The 22,260-nt window shown below is 31.1% G+C and carries 20 protein-coding genes; 12 read left to right on the top strand and 8 right to left on the bottom strand.

Features of this window, described 5'->3' with window-relative positions:
• Positions 1 to 105: 105 nt before the first annotated feature.
• From SLW70_RS04235 to SLW70_RS04225, 3 genes are all read left to right on the top strand, one after another.
• The gene (locus SLW70_RS04235; protein ID WP_320890770.1) at positions 106 to 1,761 is read left to right on the top strand and encodes an ATP-binding protein; all 1,656 of its coding nucleotides are present in this window, start codon (positions 106 to 108) and stop codon (positions 1,759 to 1,761) included.
• Positions 1,758 to 2,390 (top strand): response regulator transcription factor, encoded by a 633-nt coding sequence (locus tag SLW70_RS04230; protein ID WP_320890769.1) that lies wholly within the window; start codon positions 1,758 to 1,760, stop codon positions 2,388 to 2,390. Before SLW70_RS04235 ends, SLW70_RS04230 begins: the two co-directional genes overlap by 4 nt.
• A gap of 218 nt (positions 2,391 to 2,608) precedes the next feature.
• Complete coding sequence (locus tag SLW70_RS04225; RefSeq protein ID WP_320890768.1) at positions 2,609 to 2,932, top strand: hypothetical protein; 324 nt, start codon at positions 2,609 to 2,611, stop codon at positions 2,930 to 2,932.
• Positions 2,933 to 3,136: 204 nt separating this feature from the next.
• On the opposite strand, the gene SLW70_RS04220 is transcribed toward SLW70_RS04225, so the two are convergent.
• Together SLW70_RS04220 and SLW70_RS04215 are read right to left on the bottom strand one after the other, a co-directional pair.
• Positions 3,137 to 3,745, bottom strand: a complete 609-nt coding sequence (locus tag SLW70_RS04220; protein ID WP_320890767.1) for an N-acetyltransferase — start codon at positions 3,743 to 3,745, stop codon at positions 3,137 to 3,139.
• A 7-nt stretch (positions 3,746 to 3,752) separates the two neighbouring features.
• On the bottom strand, positions 3,753 to 3,908 hold the full coding sequence (locus tag SLW70_RS04215) for a hypothetical protein (RefSeq protein WP_320890766.1): 156 nt from the start codon (positions 3,906 to 3,908) through the stop codon (positions 3,753 to 3,755).
• Between the two features lie 507 nt (positions 3,909 to 4,415).
• Here SLW70_RS04215 and SLW70_RS04210 point away from each other — a divergent pair.
• Positions 4,416 to 5,186 carry a DpnI domain-containing protein gene (locus tag SLW70_RS04210; RefSeq protein ID WP_320890765.1) on the top strand — a complete coding sequence of 257 codons (771 nt, stop codon included), beginning with the start codon at positions 4,416 to 4,418 and terminating at the stop codon, positions 5,184 to 5,186.
• Complete coding sequence (locus SLW70_RS04205; protein ID WP_220761249.1) at positions 5,183 to 5,383, top strand: hypothetical protein; 201 nt, start codon at positions 5,183 to 5,185, stop codon at positions 5,381 to 5,383. The genes SLW70_RS04210 and SLW70_RS04205 overlap by 4 nt, the downstream gene beginning before the upstream one ends.
• A gap of 1 nt (position 5,384) precedes the next feature.
• Here SLW70_RS04205 and SLW70_RS04200 read toward each other — a convergent pair whose 3' ends face one another.
• On the bottom strand, positions 5,385 to 5,864 hold the full coding sequence (locus SLW70_RS04200; protein ID WP_320890763.1) for a DNA N-6-adenine-methyltransferase: 480 nt from the start codon (positions 5,862 to 5,864) through the stop codon (positions 5,385 to 5,387).
• 158 nt (positions 5,865 to 6,022) lie between these two features.
• On the opposite strand from SLW70_RS04200, the gene SLW70_RS04195 reads away from it, so the two are divergent.
• The 6 genes from SLW70_RS04195 (at position 6,023) to SLW70_RS04170 (ending at position 14,361) form a co-directional block, all read left to right on the top strand.
• Complete coding sequence (locus tag SLW70_RS04195) at positions 6,023 to 6,211, top strand: hypothetical protein (protein WP_320890762.1); 189 nt, start codon at positions 6,023 to 6,025, stop codon at positions 6,209 to 6,211.
• 1,284 nt (positions 6,212 to 7,495) lie between these two features.
• The gene (locus SLW70_RS04190; RefSeq protein ID WP_320890761.1) at positions 7,496 to 9,724 is read left to right on the top strand and encodes a DEAD/DEAH box helicase family protein; all 2,229 of its coding nucleotides are present in this window, start codon (positions 7,496 to 7,498) and stop codon (positions 9,722 to 9,724) included.
• 1 nt (position 9,725) lies between these two features.
• Positions 9,726 to 9,935 (top strand): hypothetical protein, encoded by a 210-nt coding sequence (locus SLW70_RS04185; protein ID WP_320890760.1) that lies wholly within the window; start codon positions 9,726 to 9,728, stop codon positions 9,933 to 9,935.
• 2 nt (positions 9,936 to 9,937) lie between these two features.
• A complete protein-coding gene (locus SLW70_RS04180; RefSeq protein ID WP_320890759.1) occupies positions 9,938 to 12,121 on the top strand; it encodes an ATP-binding protein in 2,184 nt (727 codons plus the stop codon).
• Positions 12,121 to 12,600, top strand: a complete 480-nt coding sequence (locus tag SLW70_RS04175) for a hypothetical protein (RefSeq protein WP_320890758.1) — start codon at positions 12,121 to 12,123, stop codon at positions 12,598 to 12,600. Before SLW70_RS04180 ends, SLW70_RS04175 begins: the two co-directional genes overlap by 1 nt.
• A gap of 9 nt (positions 12,601 to 12,609) precedes the next feature.
• Entirely contained in the window at positions 12,610 to 14,361 is a 1,752-nt protein-coding gene (locus SLW70_RS04170; RefSeq protein WP_320890757.1) for a DGQHR domain-containing protein, read from the top strand.
• 62 nt (positions 14,362 to 14,423) lie between these two features.
• Here the strand turns inward: SLW70_RS04170 and SLW70_RS04165 are convergent, their stop codons facing one another.
• From SLW70_RS04165 to dndC, 3 genes are read right to left on the bottom strand one after another with little or no spacing between them, the layout of a single operon-like run.
• Positions 14,424 to 14,819 carry a DndE family protein gene (locus tag SLW70_RS04165; RefSeq protein WP_320890756.1) on the bottom strand — a complete coding sequence of 132 codons (396 nt, stop codon included), beginning with the start codon at positions 14,817 to 14,819 and terminating at the stop codon, positions 14,424 to 14,426.
• Complete coding sequence (gene dndD, locus SLW70_RS04160) at positions 14,803 to 16,902, bottom strand: DNA sulfur modification protein DndD (protein ID WP_320890755.1); 2,100 nt, start codon at positions 16,900 to 16,902, stop codon at positions 14,803 to 14,805. The genes SLW70_RS04165 and dndD overlap by 17 nt, the downstream gene beginning before the upstream one ends.
• Positions 16,899 to 18,263: a DNA phosphorothioation system sulfurtransferase DndC gene (gene dndC / locus SLW70_RS04155; protein ID WP_320890754.1), complete on the bottom strand. Its 1,365-nt coding sequence runs from the start codon at positions 18,261 to 18,263 to the stop codon at positions 16,899 to 16,901. The genes dndD and dndC overlap by 4 nt, the downstream gene beginning before the upstream one ends.
• 281 nt (positions 18,264 to 18,544) lie before the next feature.
• On the opposite strand from dndC, the gene SLW70_RS04150 reads away from it, so the two are divergent.
• Positions 18,545 to 19,621, top strand: coding sequence for an AAA family ATPase (locus SLW70_RS04150; protein ID WP_320890753.1), 1,077 nt, complete (start codon positions 18,545 to 18,547; stop codon positions 19,619 to 19,621).
• Between the two features lie 39 nt (positions 19,622 to 19,660).
• Here the strand turns inward: SLW70_RS04150 and SLW70_RS04145 are convergent, their stop codons facing one another.
• On the bottom strand, positions 19,661 to 20,311 hold the full coding sequence (locus SLW70_RS04145) for an NUMOD1 domain-containing DNA-binding protein (protein ID WP_320890752.1): 651 nt from the start codon (positions 20,309 to 20,311) through the stop codon (positions 19,661 to 19,663).
• A gap of 143 nt (positions 20,312 to 20,454) precedes the next feature.
• A complete protein-coding gene (locus tag SLW70_RS04140; protein WP_320890751.1) occupies positions 20,455 to 21,462 on the bottom strand; it encodes a VapE domain-containing protein in 1,008 nt (335 codons plus the stop codon).
• Between the last annotated feature and the right edge of the window lie 798 nt (positions 21,463 to 22,260).

Below are 22,260 nucleotides of genomic sequence, written 5' to 3'. Positions count from 1 at the left end.
TATATTCGATTTAATTCTTTTATATTTGTTAAACGACTTTCAGGCTCAAAGTCAAAAGCATCCCAATATAATGCGAAACCAACTGTAGCTTTAAAATAAATGGCAATGAACATCAAAACCTTAATACTGATTATAATTAATAGTTTAATTGCCTTGGTTATTACGTTGTTGTCTTTTTCTTCGTACCAACAGTTTTCAAGGGTTTTAGACGATCGTGTGTTGTTGCAATTAAACTCCATTAAAACCCTCAAGAAAAACCAGATTGAGCATTTATTGAAATCAGAATGGGAGCGTTTTGAGGCTTCCAAATCAGCCAATCCAAGCCTTGACAGTACCGTTTTAAAGCTTCCTGACAGTATTACAAACAGGGACGGAATTCACGATTTCACCCCTTATCATGTGGATAAAAAAACAACGATTGGTTTTGTGTCTCATTCGAAAGCGGGGACGAAAATTAAAATCCTAGATTACAACAAAATAAAAGATATTCTTCTTGAACGTACCGGAATGGGAGCCAGCGGAGAATCCTATCTCGTTGGGTCTGATTATAGAATGCGGTCTCAATCTCGTTTTTATCCTAATAAAATTCCTCATAGCTTAGCTGTTAATACCAAAGGCGTAACCAATGCTTTTAAGGGCATCAATGGCAGAGGCGTTTTTGAAGATTATAGAGGGGTCGATGTTTATAGTGTGTACAGTTTGCTTGATATTCCGAATTTAAAGATAGCTATACTATCGGAAATGGATGTCGATGAAGTCACAGTTCCTTTAAAACAATTGAGGCTACGACTTGCGGGTATAACCTTGGGTATTTTTTTATTAGGGATTATGCTTTCACTTTTTCTGACCCGAATTATTACCAATCCCATAAAAAACATGCAAAAAAGTCTCCGCATTATGGCCGAAGGAGATTATAACCAAACGAATGAATTTATAAAAAATTCTAAGGAAATAAAGGAAATGTTTGAGGCGCTGGCAAATTTGAAAGCCTCTTTGCAAGGAGCCGTAAAATTCTCGGATGCTATTGGAAAAATGAATTTGAATACCAAATACAAACCTAAAAGTTCCAACGACCTTTTGGGGAAAAGTCTTTTGGCGATGCGGGATAAGCTGATAGAATTCCGAAACAATGAAGAAAATACCAGAATCCAATCCAAACGAATGTTGGTTGAGGGTATGGAAAACGAAAGACGTCGTCTATCGCGGGAGTTGCATGATGGTGTAGGTCCCTATTTAACCTCTTTGAAACACTACATTGAAAACCGAGTGGAAAACGAAGAGAAAAAAGCAGAAATGAAAAAAATTGTGGATGAAACCATTTCTGAAATCCGATTGATGTCCAATGCCTTAATGCCGGCTTCGATAGACGATTTTGGAATTGGGGTCACTTTGACGAATTTTATCGAAAGTCTGAAAAAATCGACTAACGTAACCATTGAATACGAAGATTTAACCCAACAGGAAGGTTCTAATATTACCAACCATCAAGCCATTAACCTGTTTAGAATATGCCAGGAGTTAATCAACAATTCGTTAAAACACGCTCAAGCCAAGAACATCCGAATTACACTTTCAGAATTTGATGAGTTTATTTCGTTGTTTTATTTTGATGACGGTATTGGGTTTGACATTAATACAGTTATATTAGGTTCTGGAATTAGCAACATCAAAGAGCGAGTAGAAATTTGCAATGGTAAAATTACCATTGATGCCACCCCTGGAAATACGAGTTTTGAAATTGAATTACCTATAGAATTATGAACGAAATCAAATTAATCATAGCCGATGACCATGAGCTTTTTCGAAATGGACTCGCTGAGTTGTTACGAAAACACGAAGATATCCAGATAGTTAAAAGTGTAGGTGATGGTGTGGCCTTTATGGAGCTTGTTAAAAAGCAGTTTGAGGCTGATATTGTATTGCTGGATATTACGATGCCCCAACTGGACGGTTTTGAGGTGTTGAAAGAATTAAAAAACCTGGATGCTGACATCAAACCCATTGTGATTTCGATGCACGATGATGGGAATTACATCGCCAAATGTGCCAAAATGGGCGCTTACGGCTACCTATTGAAAAACACCGATGAAGCCGAATTGATTTTGGCTATTCGAACGGTGTCCCAAGGGAAGAAGTATTTTAGTGCCGAAATTTCTGAAAAGATGATCAACTTCATGTCTACACAAAGTATCAGTGAAGCTATTTTGTCCAATAAAGAATCCGAAGTTTTAGGTTTGATTTCCAAAGGCTTAACCACTAAAGAAATTGCAGCCAAACTCTTTGTGAGTTCCCGAACCATAGAAACACATCGCGCCAATATTTTGAAAAAACTGGAAGTAAAAAACACCGCCGAACTCATCAAAAAAGCCACCCAATTGCGTTTAATATAAAACCCAGAATTCGTATTGGATAGGTATTATTGTTTTTGTCACGCAGATTATCACCGATTTGTTGCTAAAACAATTAAAAAAACCGTTTCATCAGTATTATCCGTGTCCCAATATGTAGTCTATCCGTATTTATACGGATGCAAATAGGGTAGATTCCCATAATCCTGAATGCCTCTTATTGGATGTAACTTTGTCAAGAACCATAAAAAATAATTGACATGAAAAAAGTAGCATTGATTTTAGGAGTTTTGATAGTTTCATTGAATGCATTTGCAACTGGGGGAAAAGACGTAAAGCAAAATGAATTAAAAGGCCCTGCTTATAAAAACTATAAAGCTTGGATGCACAATATAGTGCCAACAAAAATATATTCAGATAATAATAAAGAAACACTTCAAGGCCCTGCCTACAAGAACAATCAAGCTTGGAAAAACACTTCCAATCAAGAATTGGTTGTCGTAAAAACAACGGGCAGTGAAAAACAAAAGCTAACAGGACCAGCTTTCAAAAACCATGGCCCTTGGAGCAAAAAAGTACAATAAAAGTTGTTTGTAATCCCTAAGGATTCAAAATCCTTACTCAAACTAAAAAGCCGTCCGAAAAGTATTTTTTTCGGGCGGTTTTTGGTTTGGAGAACTCGTTACCTATTACTCTTCAATAAAGTAAGTATTGAAATTTTATTACTTCTCCTGTTCGATCAATGCTCTCGGGTCCCCGTGATTTTAACGGATTCGTTATTATGAAAATTATACTTTTAACAGAATTAAATCATAAAACATTAATCGTGTTTCTAATGTAGAAGCCGCATCAAGTCCTGTGAATTCTTTTTCCTGATCTTCGGTACTGAAAAGAGGTATAAAACCATTATCTGAATAATATTTTAATGGCCCAAGTGTGTTATAGGAATCGACTACAATAAAACGACAACCTGTTTTGTTTGCTCCATCTATAAACCAAGATTTAATAAAATTCATGAGTTGTTTACCGGTACGATCAATTTCTCCTGGAACATTTCTAAAATACTTATTTACCCCTAACCTTCCAATTAAAACTGCCGGATAGGATTTCATTTGCTTTTGTCTCGGAATATCCTTGATTACTTTTTTCTTTCTGGAATTAGGCAGAAAAGTTGTTTTGATACTATCGTTTGAAATAGTAAATGCACAAACAATTATTTTAGGATTTTCATCTAAGGTAAAGCAATAGGTTTTGCCTAGTAATTCGGATTGGTAATTAAGGGCATCATTTTGAAAAAAATCATTTAAATCCTCGTTACCACAATCAAAGGGTTCGCAGGAAGCCACAACTTCTTCGTTATAAACTTGAAGTGTACAATTATCAAACAGGAAACCCAAGACAGAATTATATTTTTGCTTTGGCTAAAATTTTAGACGCAGTTGACAATTGCTTGGAAAAATCTACAGAAGATTTTTTTGCAGAATTTGCAATAACCGTAGCGGTAAAAGCTTTAGCAGCTTTTTCCTTAAGTACAGGTATTGATTTGATTGCAATTGCCATAATTAGTTTATTTAGTTGTACAAAAGTATAAAATGCTATAGCAAAAACAATACATTAGTATTATAATTTAACATATCTATTTAATCCTAAACAAAGTAGTTAGTTAATTATCTTGAATATAATCGTGTTTTATATCGTCAATTAGAGTTGTAAAATAACTTAATTTATCACTAATAACATCCAATGAAGATTTCATACAATTAACAGAAGATTGACCAAAAGAGAATTCAATTTTAGAATTAATAACACTAACTTTTTTGGATATGGTTTTAACTTCTTTACTAATGGATAAGCAAATGAAAATTACAGTTTAAGTTAAGCTACATTTTTGCAAAATAATTTTCTTGTTACTATCAATACTGTTTCCTTACTTTATAATTAATAAGCTTTTAAACAAAATCTAATTTAGACTTCAACAAATTTTTGAACGAATTAATACCCGAATTTGATAATAAAAGCCATTAAAATTGTAGATTTGATCACCAAACTTTAACTCAATTCGGTAAAATGAATTTAAACTTTGACTTAAAAAAAGCAGAAGGTTATTCGAGTAAATCCCAAATAGCAAGAGTCTTGACCGAAAATTGGGTTAAAGAAAATTCATATTGCCCTTGTTGTGGGGCATTGCCTATTATCGAATACAGCAACAATCGACCAGTTGCTGACTTTTATTGTTCAGTATGTGCTGAAGAATTTGAATTAAAGAGTAAAAATGGAAATTTAGGACGCATTATTAATGATGGCGCCTACGAAACTATGATTTCAAGAATTACATCGGATACGAATCCTAATTTTTTCTTCTTAAGCTATAATAAAAGCTTTGCTGTTGAGAATTTTTTAGTGATTCCAAAACATTTTTTTACTCCTGAAATAATTATAAAAAGAAATCCGCTTAAAGACACAGCCAAAAGAGCAGGCTGGATAGGTTGTACTATTGACATTTCAAAAGTACCTGAAAGTGGTAGAATTTTTATTGTCGAAAATTCAAAAATAATTGAGCAAGATAAAGTAAATATTAAATTACAACGAACTGATTTTTTAAAAAGTAAAAGTTTAGATGCGCGAGGTTGGATATTAGATGTTTTAAATTGCGTTGAAGATATTAAAAAGCCAACTTTCACCTTAGACGAATTGTATGCTTTTGAAAATAAGTTAAAAGATAAATATCCAAATAACAACCATATCAAGGATAAAATTCGTCAGCAATTGCAATTTTTAAGAGACAAAGGACTAATCGAATTTAACGGTAGAGGTAATTACACAAAAATAGAATTATGAAAAAATACATTTTTATTACACCCGAAGGAAATACAACTTCACCTAATAATGAAGAAGTTGAAAACATGCAAGTGATAGGAATCATTGAAGACGTTACAAACGAAGATGAGGCTTTAAAAAAACTCCTTCAAGAAAACAGTTGGATTTTTGATTGTGATTTTAATGTCGCTGAATTCATTTGTTACGAAATAAAATAGATTATTTCAAATATAAAAACCTACCTGCTATTCCAGCATTTTTAAGAATTTCGGCATTTTCTTTACCATACGCTATAAATACACTTGGCGCTCCAGGAGTTCCTGCTTGAACACCTGAAACATGATAAAATTTAATTCTACCCTTTACGAACAAAACTGCATCAGCATCATCCCAAATATGATTAAAGAAACACTTCGTCTCTGTTCTAGCAAAAATTAAAGCGATTCCGTTTCCATGGTTTTTTAATTTCTCCAACCATAATTCCATTCCTTTGCCATAGGGAGGATTTAAATACACTCTTCCAAACCAATTTTTTCTTAAACCATCGTCTTCTATAGTAAAATTGGTTTTCGCATGTACAAAAGGAGGATTCACAGGACTACAAGGATCCAAATCAAAAATCCCTAGTTGTTTCACTAATTCAGGAGGTGTAAGCCATTCGACTTTTGTATTTTCTGAGCGTTCAAATGAGGTATCCATTTCTTTAAATTTTATTTTTCAAAGAAATAATTAAAAAAACATCTACACAACACACAATAAGTGTGATCCTGTTAAAATTTGATTGTGCGAAATACTTCTATCTTAAAATCATCTTTTACCCCACTATAAGACACACCTAAGAACATTACCGTAAAAAAATGGATGAAAGCCTATTGCGAGGAATACCGTTTAAAAACGGTGGATTATTTGCCTTTTTTGACTTGGGAAGAGAATGTGTTTTAGAATCCCAAATCCCCGCCCCAGATAGAAACGACAGCCCCGAGAATGGGGGTGCTATTTTTACTGCTGCTAGAGAGCGACCAGCGGAAGCTCCTCTAGCGGCTTAGTAAAAAAGCAAGCCCATGGAGGGCTATAGTGGATAGCTGGAATAGGCACATAAAAAAACAACTTATTATTAAATCCAGTCTTTCTAATTTCTCGCTTAAAGCAAAAGCTGCCTAGCTCACAAAAGGACATAAAAAAACCCGATACTTTCGCATCAGGTTTCTAATGTAGCTCCTCCGCCGCGGCGGACTCGAACCAAGTCCAGAAAAGTTCCGAGCATAAAAAAACCCGATACTTTCGCATCAGGCTTCTATTGTAGCTCCTCCGCCGCGGCGGACTCGAACCAAGTCCAGAAAAGTTCCGAGCATAAAAAAACCCGATACTTTCGTATCGGGTTTCTAATGTAGCTCCTCCGCCGCGGCGGACTCGAACCAAGTCCAGAAAAGTTCCGAGCATAAAAAAACCCGATACTTTCGTATCGGGTTTCCAATGTAGCTCCTCCGCCGCGGCGGACTCGAACCAAGTCCAAAAAAATTTCGAGCATAAAAAAACCCGACACTTTCGTATCGGGTTTCTAATGTAGCTCCTCCGCCGCGGCGGACTCGAACCAAGTCCAAAAAAGTTCCGAGCATAAAAAAACCCGATACTTTCGCATCAGGCTTCTAATGTAGCTCCTCCGCCGCGGCGGACTCGAACCAAGTCCAGAAAAGTTCCGAGCATAAAAAAACCCGATACTTTCGTATCGGGTTTCTAATGTAGCTCCTCCGCCGCGGCGGACTCGAACCAAGTCCAAAAAAATTTCGAGCATAAAAAAACCCGATACTTTCGTATCGGGTTTCTAATGTAGCTCCTCCGCCGTGGCGGACTCGAACCAAGTCCAGAAAAGTTCCGAGCATAAAAAAACCCGATACTTTCGTATCGGGTTTCTAATGTAGCTCCTCCGCCGCGGCGGACTCGAACCAAGTCCAGAAAAGTTCCGAGCATAAAAAAACCCGATACTTTCGTATCGGGTTTCTAATGTAGCTCCTCCGCCGCGGCGGACTCGAACCAAGTCCAAAAAAATTTCGAGCATAAAAAAACCCGATACTTTCGTATCGGGTTTCTAATGTAGCTCCTCCGCCGTGGCGGACTCGAACCAAGTCCAGAAAAGTTCCGAGCATAAAAAAACCCGATACTTTCGTATCGGGTTTCTAATGTAGCTCCCCCTCTTGGGCTCGAACCAAGGACCGTTATACTAATAAATTCAAGACTTTAGGTTGTTTCACTTTTTTATGTTACCGAATTGTATGCCTTTTTATTAATTTTCCTATATTTAGAAATTATTTATATTATGGTTAATCATTATTATGGTATTCAAAGATATTAAATTTCCCCTAACTTTAAAAGTATCATCAACGAGTGATATGATTCCTTTTGAATTTTTTGGTGAAGTTATTCCAATATCAAAGAAAATACAATTCAAATTAGGTTATTTTAGTTCAAATTCTATAAGTACTTTATCTTATGGCTTTGCTCAATTTATATACAATGGTGGTACGATAGATTTTTTAATTAATCATTTTGTTTCTGAAAATGACTACAAATTGATTAATGACGAATTCGTTTTAGAACCAGATTTTTATAATTCGATCCAGCAAAACATACTTAATGATATAGAGCGACTTAACGATGTTCTCACAAAAAAACAGGTTAACCATTTTTATAATTGTTTAAGGTATTTGATTGACCATAATAGAATAAGCATTATTCCAGTAACTACAAAAAACGGAGAGATTTCACACTACAAGGAAGCTTTGTTTTGGGACAACGAAGACAATGTAATTAATATCATTGGCAGTTGCAATTTTACTTATAAAGGTATTGTTTGTAATGGCGAAAGCTTTGTTATTAACCGTTCTTGGGGAGAAGCTTCCGAAAGAGCCAATATTAAAAATGAAATTAAGGATTATGAAAAAATATTTAAAAAAGAATCAAAGGATTTTATTTATTTGAATCCAGAGAAACTTATCAATATAATAAAGCAAAAATCTATATCGCTTGATGAAAAGCAGCTTTTAGATGAAGAGCTAAATCTTGTTGAATTAAATAGCGAAGTATATACTGAGGAAGAGCATAAAATTAAAAAGGTTACTAATGCTCTAAAAGAGAAATTTAACAAAACTGTCTTTAAAATTGTTAATGAACCACGATTTCCTCCACCTTACAAGCCTAGAGAATATCAAGTTAATGCCTATAATAATTGGGTTGATAATGATTTTACTGGTGTTTTTGGGATGGCAACTGGAACTGGTAAAACAAAGACTTCTCTGAACTGTGTGCTAAATGAGTATAAAAAAACTAACAATTATTTTGTGGTTATTTTAGTACCATCGATAGCGTTACTTAATCAATGGGAAGAAGAAGTTTTGTCTTTTAACTTCCAGAATATTATTAAAATTGGCGGTGGAAATAATTGGGAAAAAGAATTTTCAAATTATGTCAGTAATTTTAATGCTGGATTAAGAAAAAACATTGTGATAATTTCTACTTATTCGAGTTTTACTTCTAGTAAATTTCAAAAGTATTTCAAAAAAGTAGAACAAGAATTTATTCTAATTGCTGACGAAGCCCACAATATGGGCGCAAAAAACATAAAATCTGCAATGAATAATTCATTGATTAAAAAAAGGATTGGTTTATCTGCAACTCCTAAAAGAATTTATGATCCCGAAGGAACGGAATTTATAGATACATTCTTTAATGATAAAGAACCTTATATATATAGCTTTACAATGAAAGAAGCTATGGATAACGATTTTTTGTGCAACTATAGATATTACCCTGTAATTGTTGAATTAAACGAAGATGAGTTAGAGGAGTATATTGAAATTTCAAAGAAACTTTTGAGGTATTTTGATTTTGAAAAAGGCGAATTTAAAAAAGACCCAATAGTTGAGATTTTACTTTTAAAACGAAAAAACATCATTCATAAGGCAAACAATAAAATTGAATGTTTTAGAAACATTTTGCTTGAATTAAAACAAATCAATAAACTGAAATATATTTTTACTTACATACCGGAAGGTTATGTTTATGAGGAAGATGGCACATCTGAACGAATGCTAAATAAATTTTTAATTGCCGGAAATGAGACATTACCAAATTTAAAAATGAATTCATATATAGGGGGTGAGCAAAATTTGAATGATTTGTTAAGAGGTTTTTCAGAAGGAAAAATAGATATGTTATTTGCAATGAAAATGCTAGATGAAGGTGTTGATGTTCCAAGAGCAGAAGTTGGAATTTTTGCGAGTAGTACAGGAAATCCAAGACAATTTATACAGCGAAGAGGTAGATTATTAAGAAAACACGATGATAAACCTTTCTCAACAATTTACGATATGGTAGTAATACCAAGATTAAATGACAACAATGTTGAACTTTATAATATGGAACGAAATCTTGTTCATAATGAATTGAGAAGAGTTGGCTATTTTGCAAGTTTAGCGTTAAATTTTTATGACTCAAAACAAGCTTTAGAACACGTTTGTTTTAAATATGATTTGGATTTAGACACAATAATAAACGAACTTTAAAATGGATAGAAATAAAGTATTAAAAGAGATATTGGCTGACGAAGAGCTTTGCAAAAAGTATAACATAAAAGATGTTGATAAGCTAACTACTAATGCTCCGTATTATAACAAATTAGTTGAAGTTCTATCGGTTATTATAAACGAGAATGATAATAATTTGAGTGATTCGCAGATTTACAAAAAAATTAAAAATATTCATAACATAGGCTAATTATGGCATCAATTATTAATAGTATTTCATTCAAGAATTTTTTCAATTACTATGGAGATTATTTTGAAACTCGATATGATTTTGAAGAAGGAGTTAACATTATTGTAGCAGATAATGGAGCTGGAAAATCTAAATTTTTCAATGCTTTTTTATGGTTGTTCTATGACCAGATATTAGATTCAGACGACAAAATAAAGAAAGGTATAAAAGATATTGCTGTAAAAATTATATCTGATAAAGCCAAAAACGAAACTCCTATTGGGGATAGTATTGAAACAGGAATCCAAATAGAATATTCTAATGGAAGGTTTAAATATCAAATAACAAAATCTTTTACGGCAACTCGTATTAGCGAAAGTATAACATCATTTGATAGTTGGCAAATTACAATCAACGATGTCGAAGTAAATCGAACTGATCATATTTTACCAAAATACACTCCTGTTTATGATGCAGATGAAAAATCAAGCATAATCAAACAACTTATTCGTCCAGATTTAAGACAATATTCCTTTTTTCAAGGAGAGGAAGTTGACAGTATAATTGATTTTGGTAAAAAATCAAGTATTGAAGAGGCAGTAAGGACTTTAACAGATATTAGTAACTATGAAGAATTAGTAACCTTAACCAGGGATTTTAAAGAAAAGGCTGAAAAAGACTTGAATAAGCAAACTAAATCCAATTCAGACCATAACGAAAGATTAGATAAAGCAATCAAGTTTAAACAAGATGAAGAGGGAAAATTAGCGATCGAAAATATTAAGCTCGGTGAGTTTGAAAAATTATACGATGATGCTGAACACGAAAAAAATGATCTTGAACAAAATTTTTCTAATGCGGAAAAAAGAAATGAATTAGATACTAAAATAAAAGAGAAAACTAGAAAAACTACAGATGTTGGTAATGAATATAATACTTTTTTAGATAGTATTAATAATAGGTTTTTTGATGGTAATTTTTCGTGGATTTCATTAGGTTTTGATTCTGTTGTAGACGATTTTCAAAATAAAATTCAAAAGTTTAGAGATATTCATTATGAGAAAAAAGCATTATTGAATATCAATAATGACCCCAATAAACATTTTCATTTCTTACCTGTAAATTCACCAGATAGTGTTTCTCTAAAGAGTATGATTGACCACGAGCATTGCTATGTTTGTAATAGACCTGCACCTGTAGGTTCTGAAGAATATGATTTTATAGTTAGACTTAAAAATAGACCTGTAGAAATTAAAAATGAAACTGAATTTGTGAAAAATAATTTGGACAGTTTTTTTAGTGATTTACAAATTAATGCTCAACCTTTTTACAATAAAATTTCTAATATAAATGACAGTATTCTTCAAACCAGAGAAAAAGAAACTTCTTTAAATGAAAGGTTAACTAAATTAAAAAAAGAACTAAAATCATTAAAAGATCAACGAAAAGATATTCTGATTTCTGGTAGTAATGGCGAAGATTCACTAACTATTATCAACAGATATAAAGGCGCTATAAGACGAATCGCAGATTCTTCTAATCAGATAGAACGATTAAAAGATAATATTAAAAGATTAAAAAACAATATTCATAACACCGAAAAAGAAATTCAATCTCTACGACCAAGTAATATTCCAGAGGGATATTTATTGAATTATGAAATTAGTTCTGATCTAGCTGATGCCACTGAAAAAGCAAAAAACAGAGTTTTTGATAATATGGTTAGTTTACTTGAAAAATATGCTAATGAGCACTTCCAAAGCTTAATAAAATACAATGATTTAGCGGGTGGAATATTAAAATTTGAGAAATCGCCTTCAGGTTCAATTCTGTTTAATTATATGGACAGTAAAGGAAATGTAGTACACGGTAGTTCGGAAGGATTTCAACGTATGAAGAAATTTTCTGTAGTTATGGCAGTTATTTCTGCAAATACAGCAAAATATAATTATCCCTTATTAGCTGATGCTCCTATTTCTGCTTTTGGAGAAGGATTTACAGAAGGGTTCTTTGAAGCTACAGGAAATGTATTTCCACAAAGCATAGTATTAGTTAAAGATCTATACAAAGGAAATGATAAAATGAAAATTAATGATTTGGGGAAAAAATTATTGAAAGATCCATTGGTAAAAACTATGTATGTAAATCAAGTAACTGAAGGAGTTGAACAAGTGGATTTAATTACAACTAAAATAAAATTGAAATAATGACAAGTCAAGAATTTAAATCGAACCTTTTGATAAAAAGACCTCGTTATGCTAATAGTAGAATTCCAATTATTGAAATTTTAGCAAATAAAGGAAGTAGAACTTCAGAGTATAGTCAATTTGGACCTATATATGAATTGTATATTTATGCTTTTATGTTAGGTCTAAAAAATAATTTAAAGTTACCATTACCTCCAAGAGATTTGACTACGGACTTTTTAGAATTGGGAAAGTGGAAAAGAGATTCTTCATTAGTCGATTTTTTAATGATGATTATTTTTACTAGAAGTGAAGAAATAGGTTTTGATTGGAATGAAATGGAAGATATGCAAGAAGCCGATTTGAATACTGTAATTTCAAAAATCATCACTTTTATTGAAGAGTATGCTAATGGCGGGTTAGAACATCTACACGATTTATTGGATAAAGGTCAATTGGAAAATTCGCATTATATGTTTATTGATTTGTATAAAATTTAATTTTTAATTATGATTAATTCTTTTGATGGTTTAATAGATAAAGCTTTAGAAAGTTGGTTTCAAAATTTGTTTACAAATGAATTAAAATTACTTGATTATTATCCTTCACCTGGTCAAATAAGTTTAACTGATTTAGATCCTAGCCAAGATGCTGGAAATCATCTCGAGATTGATGGAATACTTTTAATAAATAAAACTTGTGTGATTTTAGAATATACTGGACAAAGTTCTTCTTTTACTGATAAAATAAAGAAATTCACAAGAAACTGTAATTTATTAATTAATAGCACTCATTTATCATTATCAGAAAAATTTAAATTATTAGGAGTTCCAGAAGATAAAATTATTGATTTTGAAGAAGTTAATAATTGGAAATTTGTTTATTTTGGAACTTCATTAAAATTTGAAGCTGAAAATTATACTAGGAATAAATTTCCTGACTATCCTAAGATCCAATCTAAATTATTTATCTTCAACTATTCCCAGATTGAATATTTAAGACAATTAACAAACTTAATAGGAGATTTTGCAATAAATGAATTATTGTCAGCTTTAAATTTTTTGCCAGCTGATTTAGATGAAGTAGAAGAATCATTTTATTTAGATTTTATTAAAGCTGAAAATAAAATTATTGCAACTGACACCACAATCAAAGCAGATGTATATCTTCTCAAATTTAAAATATCTGAATTACTGAGAATTGCACGTGTTTCGAGATATGAAGGTATTCCATTTATTTTTGAAGAAGAAAATGAAAGCTATCAAAGATTACTTATTGAAAGTAAATTAAAAAATATTGCGAGCAATTTCATATTAGATAATAAGCGAAAATTTTTTCCAAATACAATTACTTTAGTGTTAACTCAAGATTGTGTGGAAGAAACGATTACAAATAATTTAAAATTAAAACTTCCAAAAAAATTCAGTTCTATAGATATCATTGATGGACAGCATAGGTTATTTGGATACACTAAATCAAACATAAGTGACACAACAAGAAATAATTCCGAAATTCTAGCAACAGCAATTAAATTTCAAACGAGCGATCAGAAACAAATAACACGAAATTCAGCAAAAGTTTTTTGTGAAATAAATTCTAATCAAGCTAAAGTTAAAAACAACCTTATCTATCTAATAAAGTATGATGTTCTTGGTGAAAGAAACGAAGCTGCAATTGCTGGCAAAGTAATCTTATTGTGTAACAATAGGCCAGACAGGAATGCCTTAGGCAACATTTTTTTGACTAATTCTTTGAAGAAAAAGAATAAATTTGGTTATCCATGTGTACCAATAACAACAATTATTGATAATGACTTGATACCTTTCATTAAAGGTTTAAACACAAATGGAGTTGCAATTGATGATGCTATTTACTTATCTATTTTTGAAAACACAAGAGCATATTACACTTCAAACCCTGATAGTTTAAATACTAAAGTTAAATCTATTTTAGAAACCTATTTTTCTAACATTCAAACAGTTTTTAAAAAGGATTGGTGCGCGGGAACTAATTCATACTTAATTTCTTCAAAATTTATCTCAACATTTATTAGGCTATTGAGATATAATTTATTTGAGAAAGGTAAATCTTTAAGCGATATGACTCTGATTTTACGTGATTTAAAAATTTCAATTGATACGATTTCTAATCCTACTACAAATAATGCATCCTTTCCAAAAGGAAATATAAAAATTCCAACAACAAAACATGGAATTAATACGATTTTTGAATTCTTAAAAGACACTACTTCCTTTAAGTGATAAAGCTATTTAACGAGTAATTGCTCTTTAAACTGAACTTGCATCTAATTTAGTGCATTGTACTAAACTGTTTCACTTAAACCAAAATTTATCTTTTCTGTTAAAAAATCAAAACCATCTATGTTAGAGCGGTTGTTTACTTCCTCATTTAAAAGTTGTAAACCATCATCTACATGCATTTTGATATAACGACCAATATCTTTGTCTGTCTTATATAAACCATAATGAACACAAACTAAACCTAGATATATATCGTAATACTCTCCGAAGAGAACTGATTTAGAATATTCTTTACCACCAGCATCTTTGATGTCGTTTAAGTCTAATTTTTTATCTTGAGATAAGGAATACGTATACGCCATTCTTGCAATTACATTTTCGGTACCTAAGCCCAGTTTACGAGTTAACAAGGCAACCACTTCTTTATTTTCTTTACTAGTTTTAATTTGCGTAAACATCTTGCTCTTGTTTTAAATGAGTAAATAATTGGTCAACAGCATAGGGTTTAAAGCTTGAACCGTTGTTGTGGTTTTCAATCACAAAAACCTTGTTCACGTTAGGTTTTAAATAGTCGTATTCCAATTCAGATAATTCTTTTTCCAACAAAGGAAACAAAACCACTTGCTCCGAAATTGCCGGATAAAACTCTTTAATAATATTTTTAGAATGGTATTTGTCAAACTTCTGTAATGGGCTATCAATAAAGACTGGAAATCTAATTCCTGATTCATCAACTAAAGCTTTTAATAAAGCAGTGGCATATAATTGTTGCTCTCCCTTAGATAATGAATCTTTATCTATTATTTCGTCGTTTTTATTCAGCAAATCAATATCCATCACATCATCAACTACGTTTACTCGTACATTATAAATAAAGTCGCTTTTATGCATAATTTTTTTCAAACCAAGCAATATTGATTTTTGTAAAGAAAACTTTTTATCTTCTTTAATTTTTTGGATAATTGTATTAATTTTTAAAAGTAATATTTCTGTTACTTCAAATTTCTTTTGGTCGGTTTCAACCAACTTGAAATTCTTTTCGTATTCCGACAACACTTTTCTATTGGAGGCTAATTTGGTATTCATAACATCTACAGCCTCTATTAATTTGCCTTTTTCAAGGTTTAAATCTGTGATTTTTTTCTCAACAGCTATTTTTTCTTCACGCAATTTTTGAGCTAAAGGATTATCTTTTCTAGCTTCTGCTTGTTTAATCTGTTGGTAAACTTTAGAAAGATACATTCTATTGTTTTTCTCTTCTTGAACCACAGCACTAAACTGACTTGAAAAAGCTCCTTTGATATTATTAAAAACTGCATCAAAGTTTCTAAATTGTTCTGTGGTATAATCTAAAAGTACTACGCCTGAAGTATTCGATTGTTTTATAGTTTCCTTCTCTAAAATGGATTGTTTTAGTGCTTCTTCCACCTTAAGCTTTGCATTACTATCTAGGTTTAAAGCTTCTAGTTTATTTAATAAAATAGTAGAGAATGAATTCAATTCTTCTACTAGGACTACTTTGTCAATAGAATTATTATTTGTATTATGTTCAAATTCTAATTGTTCTTTTAGCTGCACTAATTTTTTACCTGCAATTACTAATGGTGCAATGTCCATTAGTTTTTTTAATTTGCTTTTTATCTCAACAGATTCTTCTTTTAAAACATCTCTTTCAGACTTCATTAACTGAAGTTCTTCTAGCGTAATTCCATTTCCTTCCCTAATTAACTTTTCTTGAAGGCTGTCACTGGTTAATTTATGATTAGCAATTTCACGATCAATGTTAGCTTTTTTTTCTTGATTAAATTCAATTAATTCAACTAATTCAGCTTCATTATCGGTTAGTTCAAACAATTTGGTTTGTTCTACTTTATTGGCGCCACTTCGTCTGAGTTTAGTCAATAAAGTTTCTAAATTCTTTTTTAAATCTTCATATTTCTTAATTCCTAAAACTTCGGAGTATGCTTTACTGAGATTTTTTAATTCCGATTTTGATTTTGCTTCTGCAAGTGAAACTATTTTTTCTGCATCAAAAAAGAAGAATTTGGCAATTTCACGGGGTAAAATAAAATCATTGATAAAGACTTCAAAACCGACTTCTTTGGTTAATTCATTTTCTAAGCCATCAATAAAAATTCTTAATTCTTCTATTTCTGTTCTTAAATTATAAGATCTTCTAATTACTACAGATTTACAAGGAATAGAAGGAATTAAAATATCTTTTAACTCTATTTCAACAAAGAATATTGAACTTATTGTTTTATTATTTTCGAAATCTGATTTTATTTCTCTATTTAAAAGTGTCTTTAAAAAATTATCATAGCCACCAGCATTCTTGATGTCTCTTTTGTATTTGTCTTCTACTTCACTCATCATTTTTCCATAGAATACCCAGATAAGAGAAGTCAAAAAAGTAGTCTTCCCAAAACCGTTTTTACCAGCTACAATACTAATGTTTTTAGCTGTATTTGGAGCAAAATTTATTTCGTTCACCCCTTTATAAATTCTAAAGTTTTGGAATTTTATTTTATTTATTTTCATAGCCCATTCTCATTTACAAAACTTTCAATTCTTTTTTCTACATCGTTATGTAATCCATATTTAGAAAGCATTAGTGTTTTTGTTTCCTGTAAAGTAATTAAATTATCAATTAAATGATAATAACCTGGCTCTTCTTCACAAACTTCTCTCAAGATTCTGCGCTCAGTATCATCAAGAGATTTGATGTTGTTGGTACTAATCTCTTTGTTGTAAATTTTCTTATATAAGTCGCCCACAGTATGGTCAAAATAACCATCTCTATTCCATGTTACTTGAATAGCGATTAATTCTTGATTATTAATTAATGTAATATGTGGTCTTTCTTTTTGAACTTCCTTTTGAACCTGCAATAAATCTTTTAAAATTTGATATCTGTATTCCAAAGTATAATTACCATTAAAAGTTCCATCTTCTCTAACTGCTTCCTGACCATTTCTTCTTGTGTCTGAACGGTTTTCAGAAATATTTCTACCTTCAACTAGTCTATTTCTAAATGCTAATAAAGGTTCCATCCAGTTTTGACCATTATTTACTAATGACGACATTGATTTGTCATTTTTTACAACAGTGCAGGTCCAACAACCAAAACGGCTTTGCCCACAAGAATTGTGTTCCTTGTTTACAACAACTGTAGGACATTCATAATCATCCGCACTAGCATCCGCATATATTTTGAAAAGAATTGAATTATCAAATCCCCAAGGAGATTTCACTGTATTTATGATATACCAAATTTCATCGACAATCATTTCTTTAATAGGAGCATAAGTGTAAGTGTTAACAGATGTTTGATGTTTGGACAATCTTTTACCTGTTACTTCATGTCTTCGAATTGATCTTTCTCGTGTAGCACTTTCATCATATCTTGTTCCTAGTAAAACAATAGCTTCCCCCATTTGGTCTATTTGTTCAACTAAAAAATTAGAAGTAGGGCGTATTTTTAGCTTATCTGTACACCATCTAAAAGCACTATTTGGAACTGGATAACCTTTCCCAATTACGTTGATCCAAAAAGTTTCTTCGAGTTTTGGAGTTGTTTTTTGAACGAAAATTGGTAAGTCTTGGTCTCTTGCAGCTTCACTAATTTTCGCAAGAACATCTTCAACGTAATTTGCAATAATGGGGTTTTCAACCATTGTATCGTTACAAACTACATAAACTTTTCTTTTTAATTGAAAAGGGAAAGGTAAGTCTTGTCTAATTCTTTGGAGAGCTATCCAGACTAACATTAGTAAAACGGTAGAGTCTTTTCCTCCACTAAAGCCTATTATCCAAGGTCTCTCAGACTTGTCAGCATAAGCATATTGGTCTATGATTTCTGCTATTATACCTTCTACTTTTTTATTTTTTATTGGAGTCATTTTTTTTTGCTATAAAAACAAAAATAGGCATTTTTTTATAGTAATATTTTATAGGTCTTGTTTATTTTTTAAAAGTTTGCAAACAAAAAGACGGCTTGTACATCGTCTTTAATTTTTGCTTTTATAAGTATTCCCAAATAAATTTCCCGCTATTTTTTTGCTAGAATAATGTGTTATATAATTAAGATTTTTTTTTGTCCTGTCCTCATAATAGTATACTTTTAGGACATTGTGTATTTACACATGATTATTTTAGTTTTTAGTACTATAAAGTTATTTTGATGAAAACTGAACCTACCCCGAATAATAGCAATGATGTGATTTTAGAAAACATTTCTACTTCTAGTCTTGGTATCAATGGTGAATTTGACAGCTTGTTTAATGCTTTAGAAAACACCTCTCCCAAGAAAGTTATTGATGGATATAAAAGTATGTATGACGCATTTGAATTATACAACCTAGAGATAGATAATGTACCAAAATTACTAGATCCTTTTTTTCAAAAAGTTGGGCTAGCATCTTTAGTAGGGACTTCTGATTGCGGTAAATCCACTTTTCTAAGACAACTTAGTTTGAGTATCGTTTTACAAAAAGAAACTTTTATTGGATGTAAATTAAATTGTAAAAGCAATAAGGTCATATATGTTAGTACAGAAGATGATTCTAATTCCGTTAGTGCAGCAATAAGGAAACAAATTCAATACTTGATGGTTCAGGAAGCTAATCTGGATTTAAATAAATTAAAAAAATTAAAATTCATTTTTGACACTGAAAATCTTCTAGATATATTGGCGTTGAGTTTAGAAGAAGAACCTTGCGACCTAATCGTTATTGATGCATTTACAGATGTATTTGCCAAAGAGATAAATGCTAATACACAGGTTCGTCAATTTTTAAATGAATATGACAAGCTTGCTAAAAAACATAACTGCCTAATTATATTTCTACATCACATTGGTAAAAATACTCAAAAGAATACTCCAAATAAAGACAGTATCATTGGCTCACAAGCTTTTGAAGCTAAAATGAGATGTGTAATTGAACTTAGACCAAATAGTCACAAAGAGAATTGTAAAGATTTGTGGGTGTTGAAAGCTAATTTTTTAGATAGTTCTTTTAAAAAGAAAAGTTATGTGTTGGAAATGACTGAAGATTTAATTTTTAAAGAAACTGGGGAAAGAAATAGTAAGGGACAAAATTTTAAAAAAGATAATACGGCAATTGTTGATAAAGTACTAGATCTTAAAAACAAAGGTTTATCAGTAAGACAGATTGAAGCCGAATTAAAAGACACTGAATTTAAGGTTAGTAAATCTGTTGTAGGGGAAATAATTAAAGAGAACAATAAAAAGAAGTAAATAAACCAAAAAAGACAGCCTTGTGAGCTGTCTTAATTTTTATATATAGTTCCAAATAAATCCTCCTGAGCTTTTACGTTCAGCACGACAACAACGGGCAATACAGGTTTTGGATATTCCTGTTAATCTGGATGCTTCGGATGCTGATTTAAAAGTTTCAATAAATTCTTGATTTAAAGAATATTGATTGACAGCTTTTACTCGGAAATCTGTTTTTGGAATTATTTTTTCTAATAGTCTATAAGACCAGAAACAGCCATCATACATCGTGGAATTTAAACATGCACTTGAAATTCTCCGTTTGTCTATTCCTAATGTTTCTTTAATTTCAGTTAAACTATTATATGTTTCAATTAGAATTCCATTTTCATTGTATTGATAAACTAGCTTTTGAAAACCTCCACCACAATCACCGTTGTAGCCTTCCTCTAGCGCTTTGAAATCATAAATATACATAGTTTCCTTTTCAGCTAATTCGTTCGGATTTGAGGCTGTATCGAGTTGTTGCCAGGTGAAAGCTTCAGGACCATAAGTCCCGATTGCTTCTTGAAAATAACTACCAACTTTTTTATTTGCTTTTTGAATGTGATCTTGTTTACGCTCTTCTAAAGATTTGGTCGTAGCACCGATATAACATTCTCCTGATATCGTATTTTGTGCTTTGTATATGATATAATTTTTGTTTTCCATTTTCTTGAATTTTATGGAAGAGAGGCGGGTAGGGTAAGTGATTTTTAATAAAAAGATGCTTTTAAAAATATAATTAAGATTCAATTTGTTGTTATAAAGTGTTTAAAAATACCTACCCTCCTTACCTTCTTACCCTACTTGTTTTATTTTAATTTTATGATATACTTCCAACCTCCTGATATCTTCTTTTTATTAAATCCTTTTGAGGTCATTATTTTGCCAATTTCAATGGGGCTAATTTTTTGAAATATTTTTTTACGATTTTTGATTTGTTCAATTATATCGCTGGCATTATAATAAATTATATCAGTTTCATCATTAGAGGGTATTTCAAATAAATCGTCAATCCATTCTTCTTCTTCACAAGATTGTTTGAACATTTTATTATTTTCCTCTAATCTCGAAATATCTTCTAAATCAAAATAGTATTTAAAATTTTCTTTCAAAAGATGCATTACTTGACTATAAACTAAGTCCATATTTATGTGAAAATCTCGTCTAAAAGCTTTTGCTTCAAAACATAAAAATCTTCTGTTACCCGTAACATCCATTAAAATTTCATTATGATTTGAACTACCAACAAAGGAAGCTCGTCTTACATAATTTTCAGTATAATGTCCGTAGGCTCTTCTTTCAGAGACAACCCCTTTGGTGATCATTTCTTTAAAAAGTTCAATTTGTTTTTTATTGAAAGATGCTAATTCATCTAAATTGATTATTAACCTTTCTGATAAAAGTAAATTGTTGTCTTTGTTATTGGGTTGAATAGTTCCACTGTAGAAATATTCTTTTAATTTATTTGGAATTAATTTTTCCATCCAAGTAGTTTTTCCAATACCTTGTGCACCAGTAAAAATTAAAATTGCTTGATTAGTAGTTTTATCTTCAATCGCACAGGCAACCATTGCAACTAACCATTTCTTAAATGCCCATGCAAAATCCTCTTGGTTTGTTGTGTCAACGGTATCAATTAATTGTTGGATGTAATCTATTTGCTCATCCCATTTTGGAAGATTATCAAAATAGTCTGTAAAAGGATTAAATTGTGGCACATAATCAGACTCTAAAAGTGATTTAATATCTGATTGTGAGCACGGAATACTATTGTTGTTCAATTCACGTTTTATAGAATTGATTTTATAACTGTTCAAAAGTTTATAATCGGTATCGATTTGTTCTTTTATAAACGTTCTGTTTGTTAGTACATTATAATGGAATGAATATCTATTATTTAGATAGTTTTCTATTATCATATTGTTTGTTTTTTATATTTTTATAATTCTCTCCTCTTTATCATAAACGGTCTTTCATTTGGTCGAGAGTTATTACCATACTTTACTATTCAAACGTATCTGAAAAGCAGGGAGCTTCAATTTCTGTTATTGCAAACAATTGAATTGAAAATATTTAGTGTTTTACGCTATGTCATATTGCATAATTTAAAAAGTTAATACTCATAATAAATTTAATTATTTATAATATCAAATTGATGTGAATTGTCTAGTTAGGAAGTGGATTGAAATTAATGTTGAGAAAATAACTACAGAAAGTGTAGTGGTAGTCAAGTTAATGATGACTAAAATATTATTGTATTCTTGCTTAATATTTTTTTGATTTCAGATAATCAAAGGAGTCTGTTTAGTCAGACTAAGCTATGAAGAGCTAATGCTAAGTGTTTTATAGACTTTTTAGAAAGTTTTGACACGGTTATAAAGGTAAATTTGAAATCTTGTGCAAAGATAAGGAATTATTTTGGATTTACCAAATAATTTCCTACTTTATTTCGATAAAATTGTAAAATAATTACTTAATGCAAGTGTAAATTAGAAAAAACGGATGAAAGCACAGGTTTTGTACAATCATCCGCTAGCAATGCTAACATTTTCAATTGCTTTTTGATGTAGGAGAGGCAGTTTCAAAAGATTGGATAACAAAAAAGTATAACTCCT

It is taken from the genome of Flavobacterium sp. NG2, assembly GCF_034119845.1.
GTDB lineage: Bacteria > Bacteroidota > Bacteroidia > Flavobacteriales > Flavobacteriaceae > Flavobacterium.
The sequence above is the reverse complement of the archived record's forward strand: the minus strand, read 5'-3'. Positions and strand labels throughout refer to the sequence as shown.

Bases quoted from the DNA above. Each gene is read 5' to 3' on its own strand.
- SLW70_RS04235 (WP_320890770.1), top strand. From the start codon at position 106: ATGAACATCAAAACCTTAATACTGATTATAATTAATAGTTTAATTGCC.
- SLW70_RS04230 (WP_320890769.1), top strand. From the start codon at position 1,758: ATGAACGAAATCAAATTAATCATAGCCGATGACCATGAGCTTTTTCGA.
- SLW70_RS04225 (WP_320890768.1), top strand. From the start codon at position 2,609: ATGAAAAAAGTAGCATTGATTTTAGGAGTTTTGATAGTTTCATTGAAT.
- SLW70_RS04215 (WP_320890766.1), bottom strand. From the start codon at position 3,908: ATGGCAATTGCAATCAAATCAATACCTGTACTTAAGGAAAAAGCTGCT.
- SLW70_RS04210 (WP_320890765.1), top strand. From the start codon at position 4,416: ATGAATTTAAACTTTGACTTAAAAAAAGCAGAAGGTTATTCGAGTAAA.
- SLW70_RS04205 (WP_220761249.1), top strand. From the start codon at position 5,183: ATGAAAAAATACATTTTTATTACACCCGAAGGAAATACAACTTCACCT.
- SLW70_RS04200 (WP_320890763.1), bottom strand. From the start codon at position 5,864: ATGGATACCTCATTTGAACGCTCAGAAAATACAAAAGTCGAATGGCTT.
- SLW70_RS04195 (WP_320890762.1), top strand. From the start codon at position 6,023: ATGGATGAAAGCCTATTGCGAGGAATACCGTTTAAAAACGGTGGATTA.
- SLW70_RS04190 (WP_320890761.1), top strand. From the start codon at position 7,496: ATGGTATTCAAAGATATTAAATTTCCCCTAACTTTAAAAGTATCATCA.
- SLW70_RS04185 (WP_320890760.1), top strand. From the start codon at position 9,726: ATGGATAGAAATAAAGTATTAAAAGAGATATTGGCTGACGAAGAGCTT.
- SLW70_RS04180 (WP_320890759.1), top strand. From the start codon at position 9,938: ATGGCATCAATTATTAATAGTATTTCATTCAAGAATTTTTTCAATTAC.
- SLW70_RS04175 (WP_320890758.1), top strand. From the start codon at position 12,121: ATGACAAGTCAAGAATTTAAATCGAACCTTTTGATAAAAAGACCTCGT.
- SLW70_RS04170 (WP_320890757.1), top strand. From the start codon at position 12,610: ATGATTAATTCTTTTGATGGTTTAATAGATAAAGCTTTAGAAAGTTGG.
- SLW70_RS04165 (WP_320890756.1), bottom strand. From the start codon at position 14,819: ATGTTTACGCAAATTAAAACTAGTAAAGAAAATAAAGAAGTGGTTGCC.
- dndD (WP_320890755.1), bottom strand. From the start codon at position 16,902: ATGAAAATAAATAAAATAAAATTCCAAAACTTTAGAATTTATAAAGGG.
- dndC (WP_320890754.1), bottom strand. From the start codon at position 18,263: ATGACTCCAATAAAAAATAAAAAAGTAGAAGGTATAATAGCAGAAATC.
- SLW70_RS04150 (WP_320890753.1), top strand. From the start codon at position 18,545: ATGAAAACTGAACCTACCCCGAATAATAGCAATGATGTGATTTTAGAA.
- SLW70_RS04145 (WP_320890752.1), bottom strand. From the start codon at position 20,311: ATGGAAAACAAAAATTATATCATATACAAAGCACAAAATACGATATCA.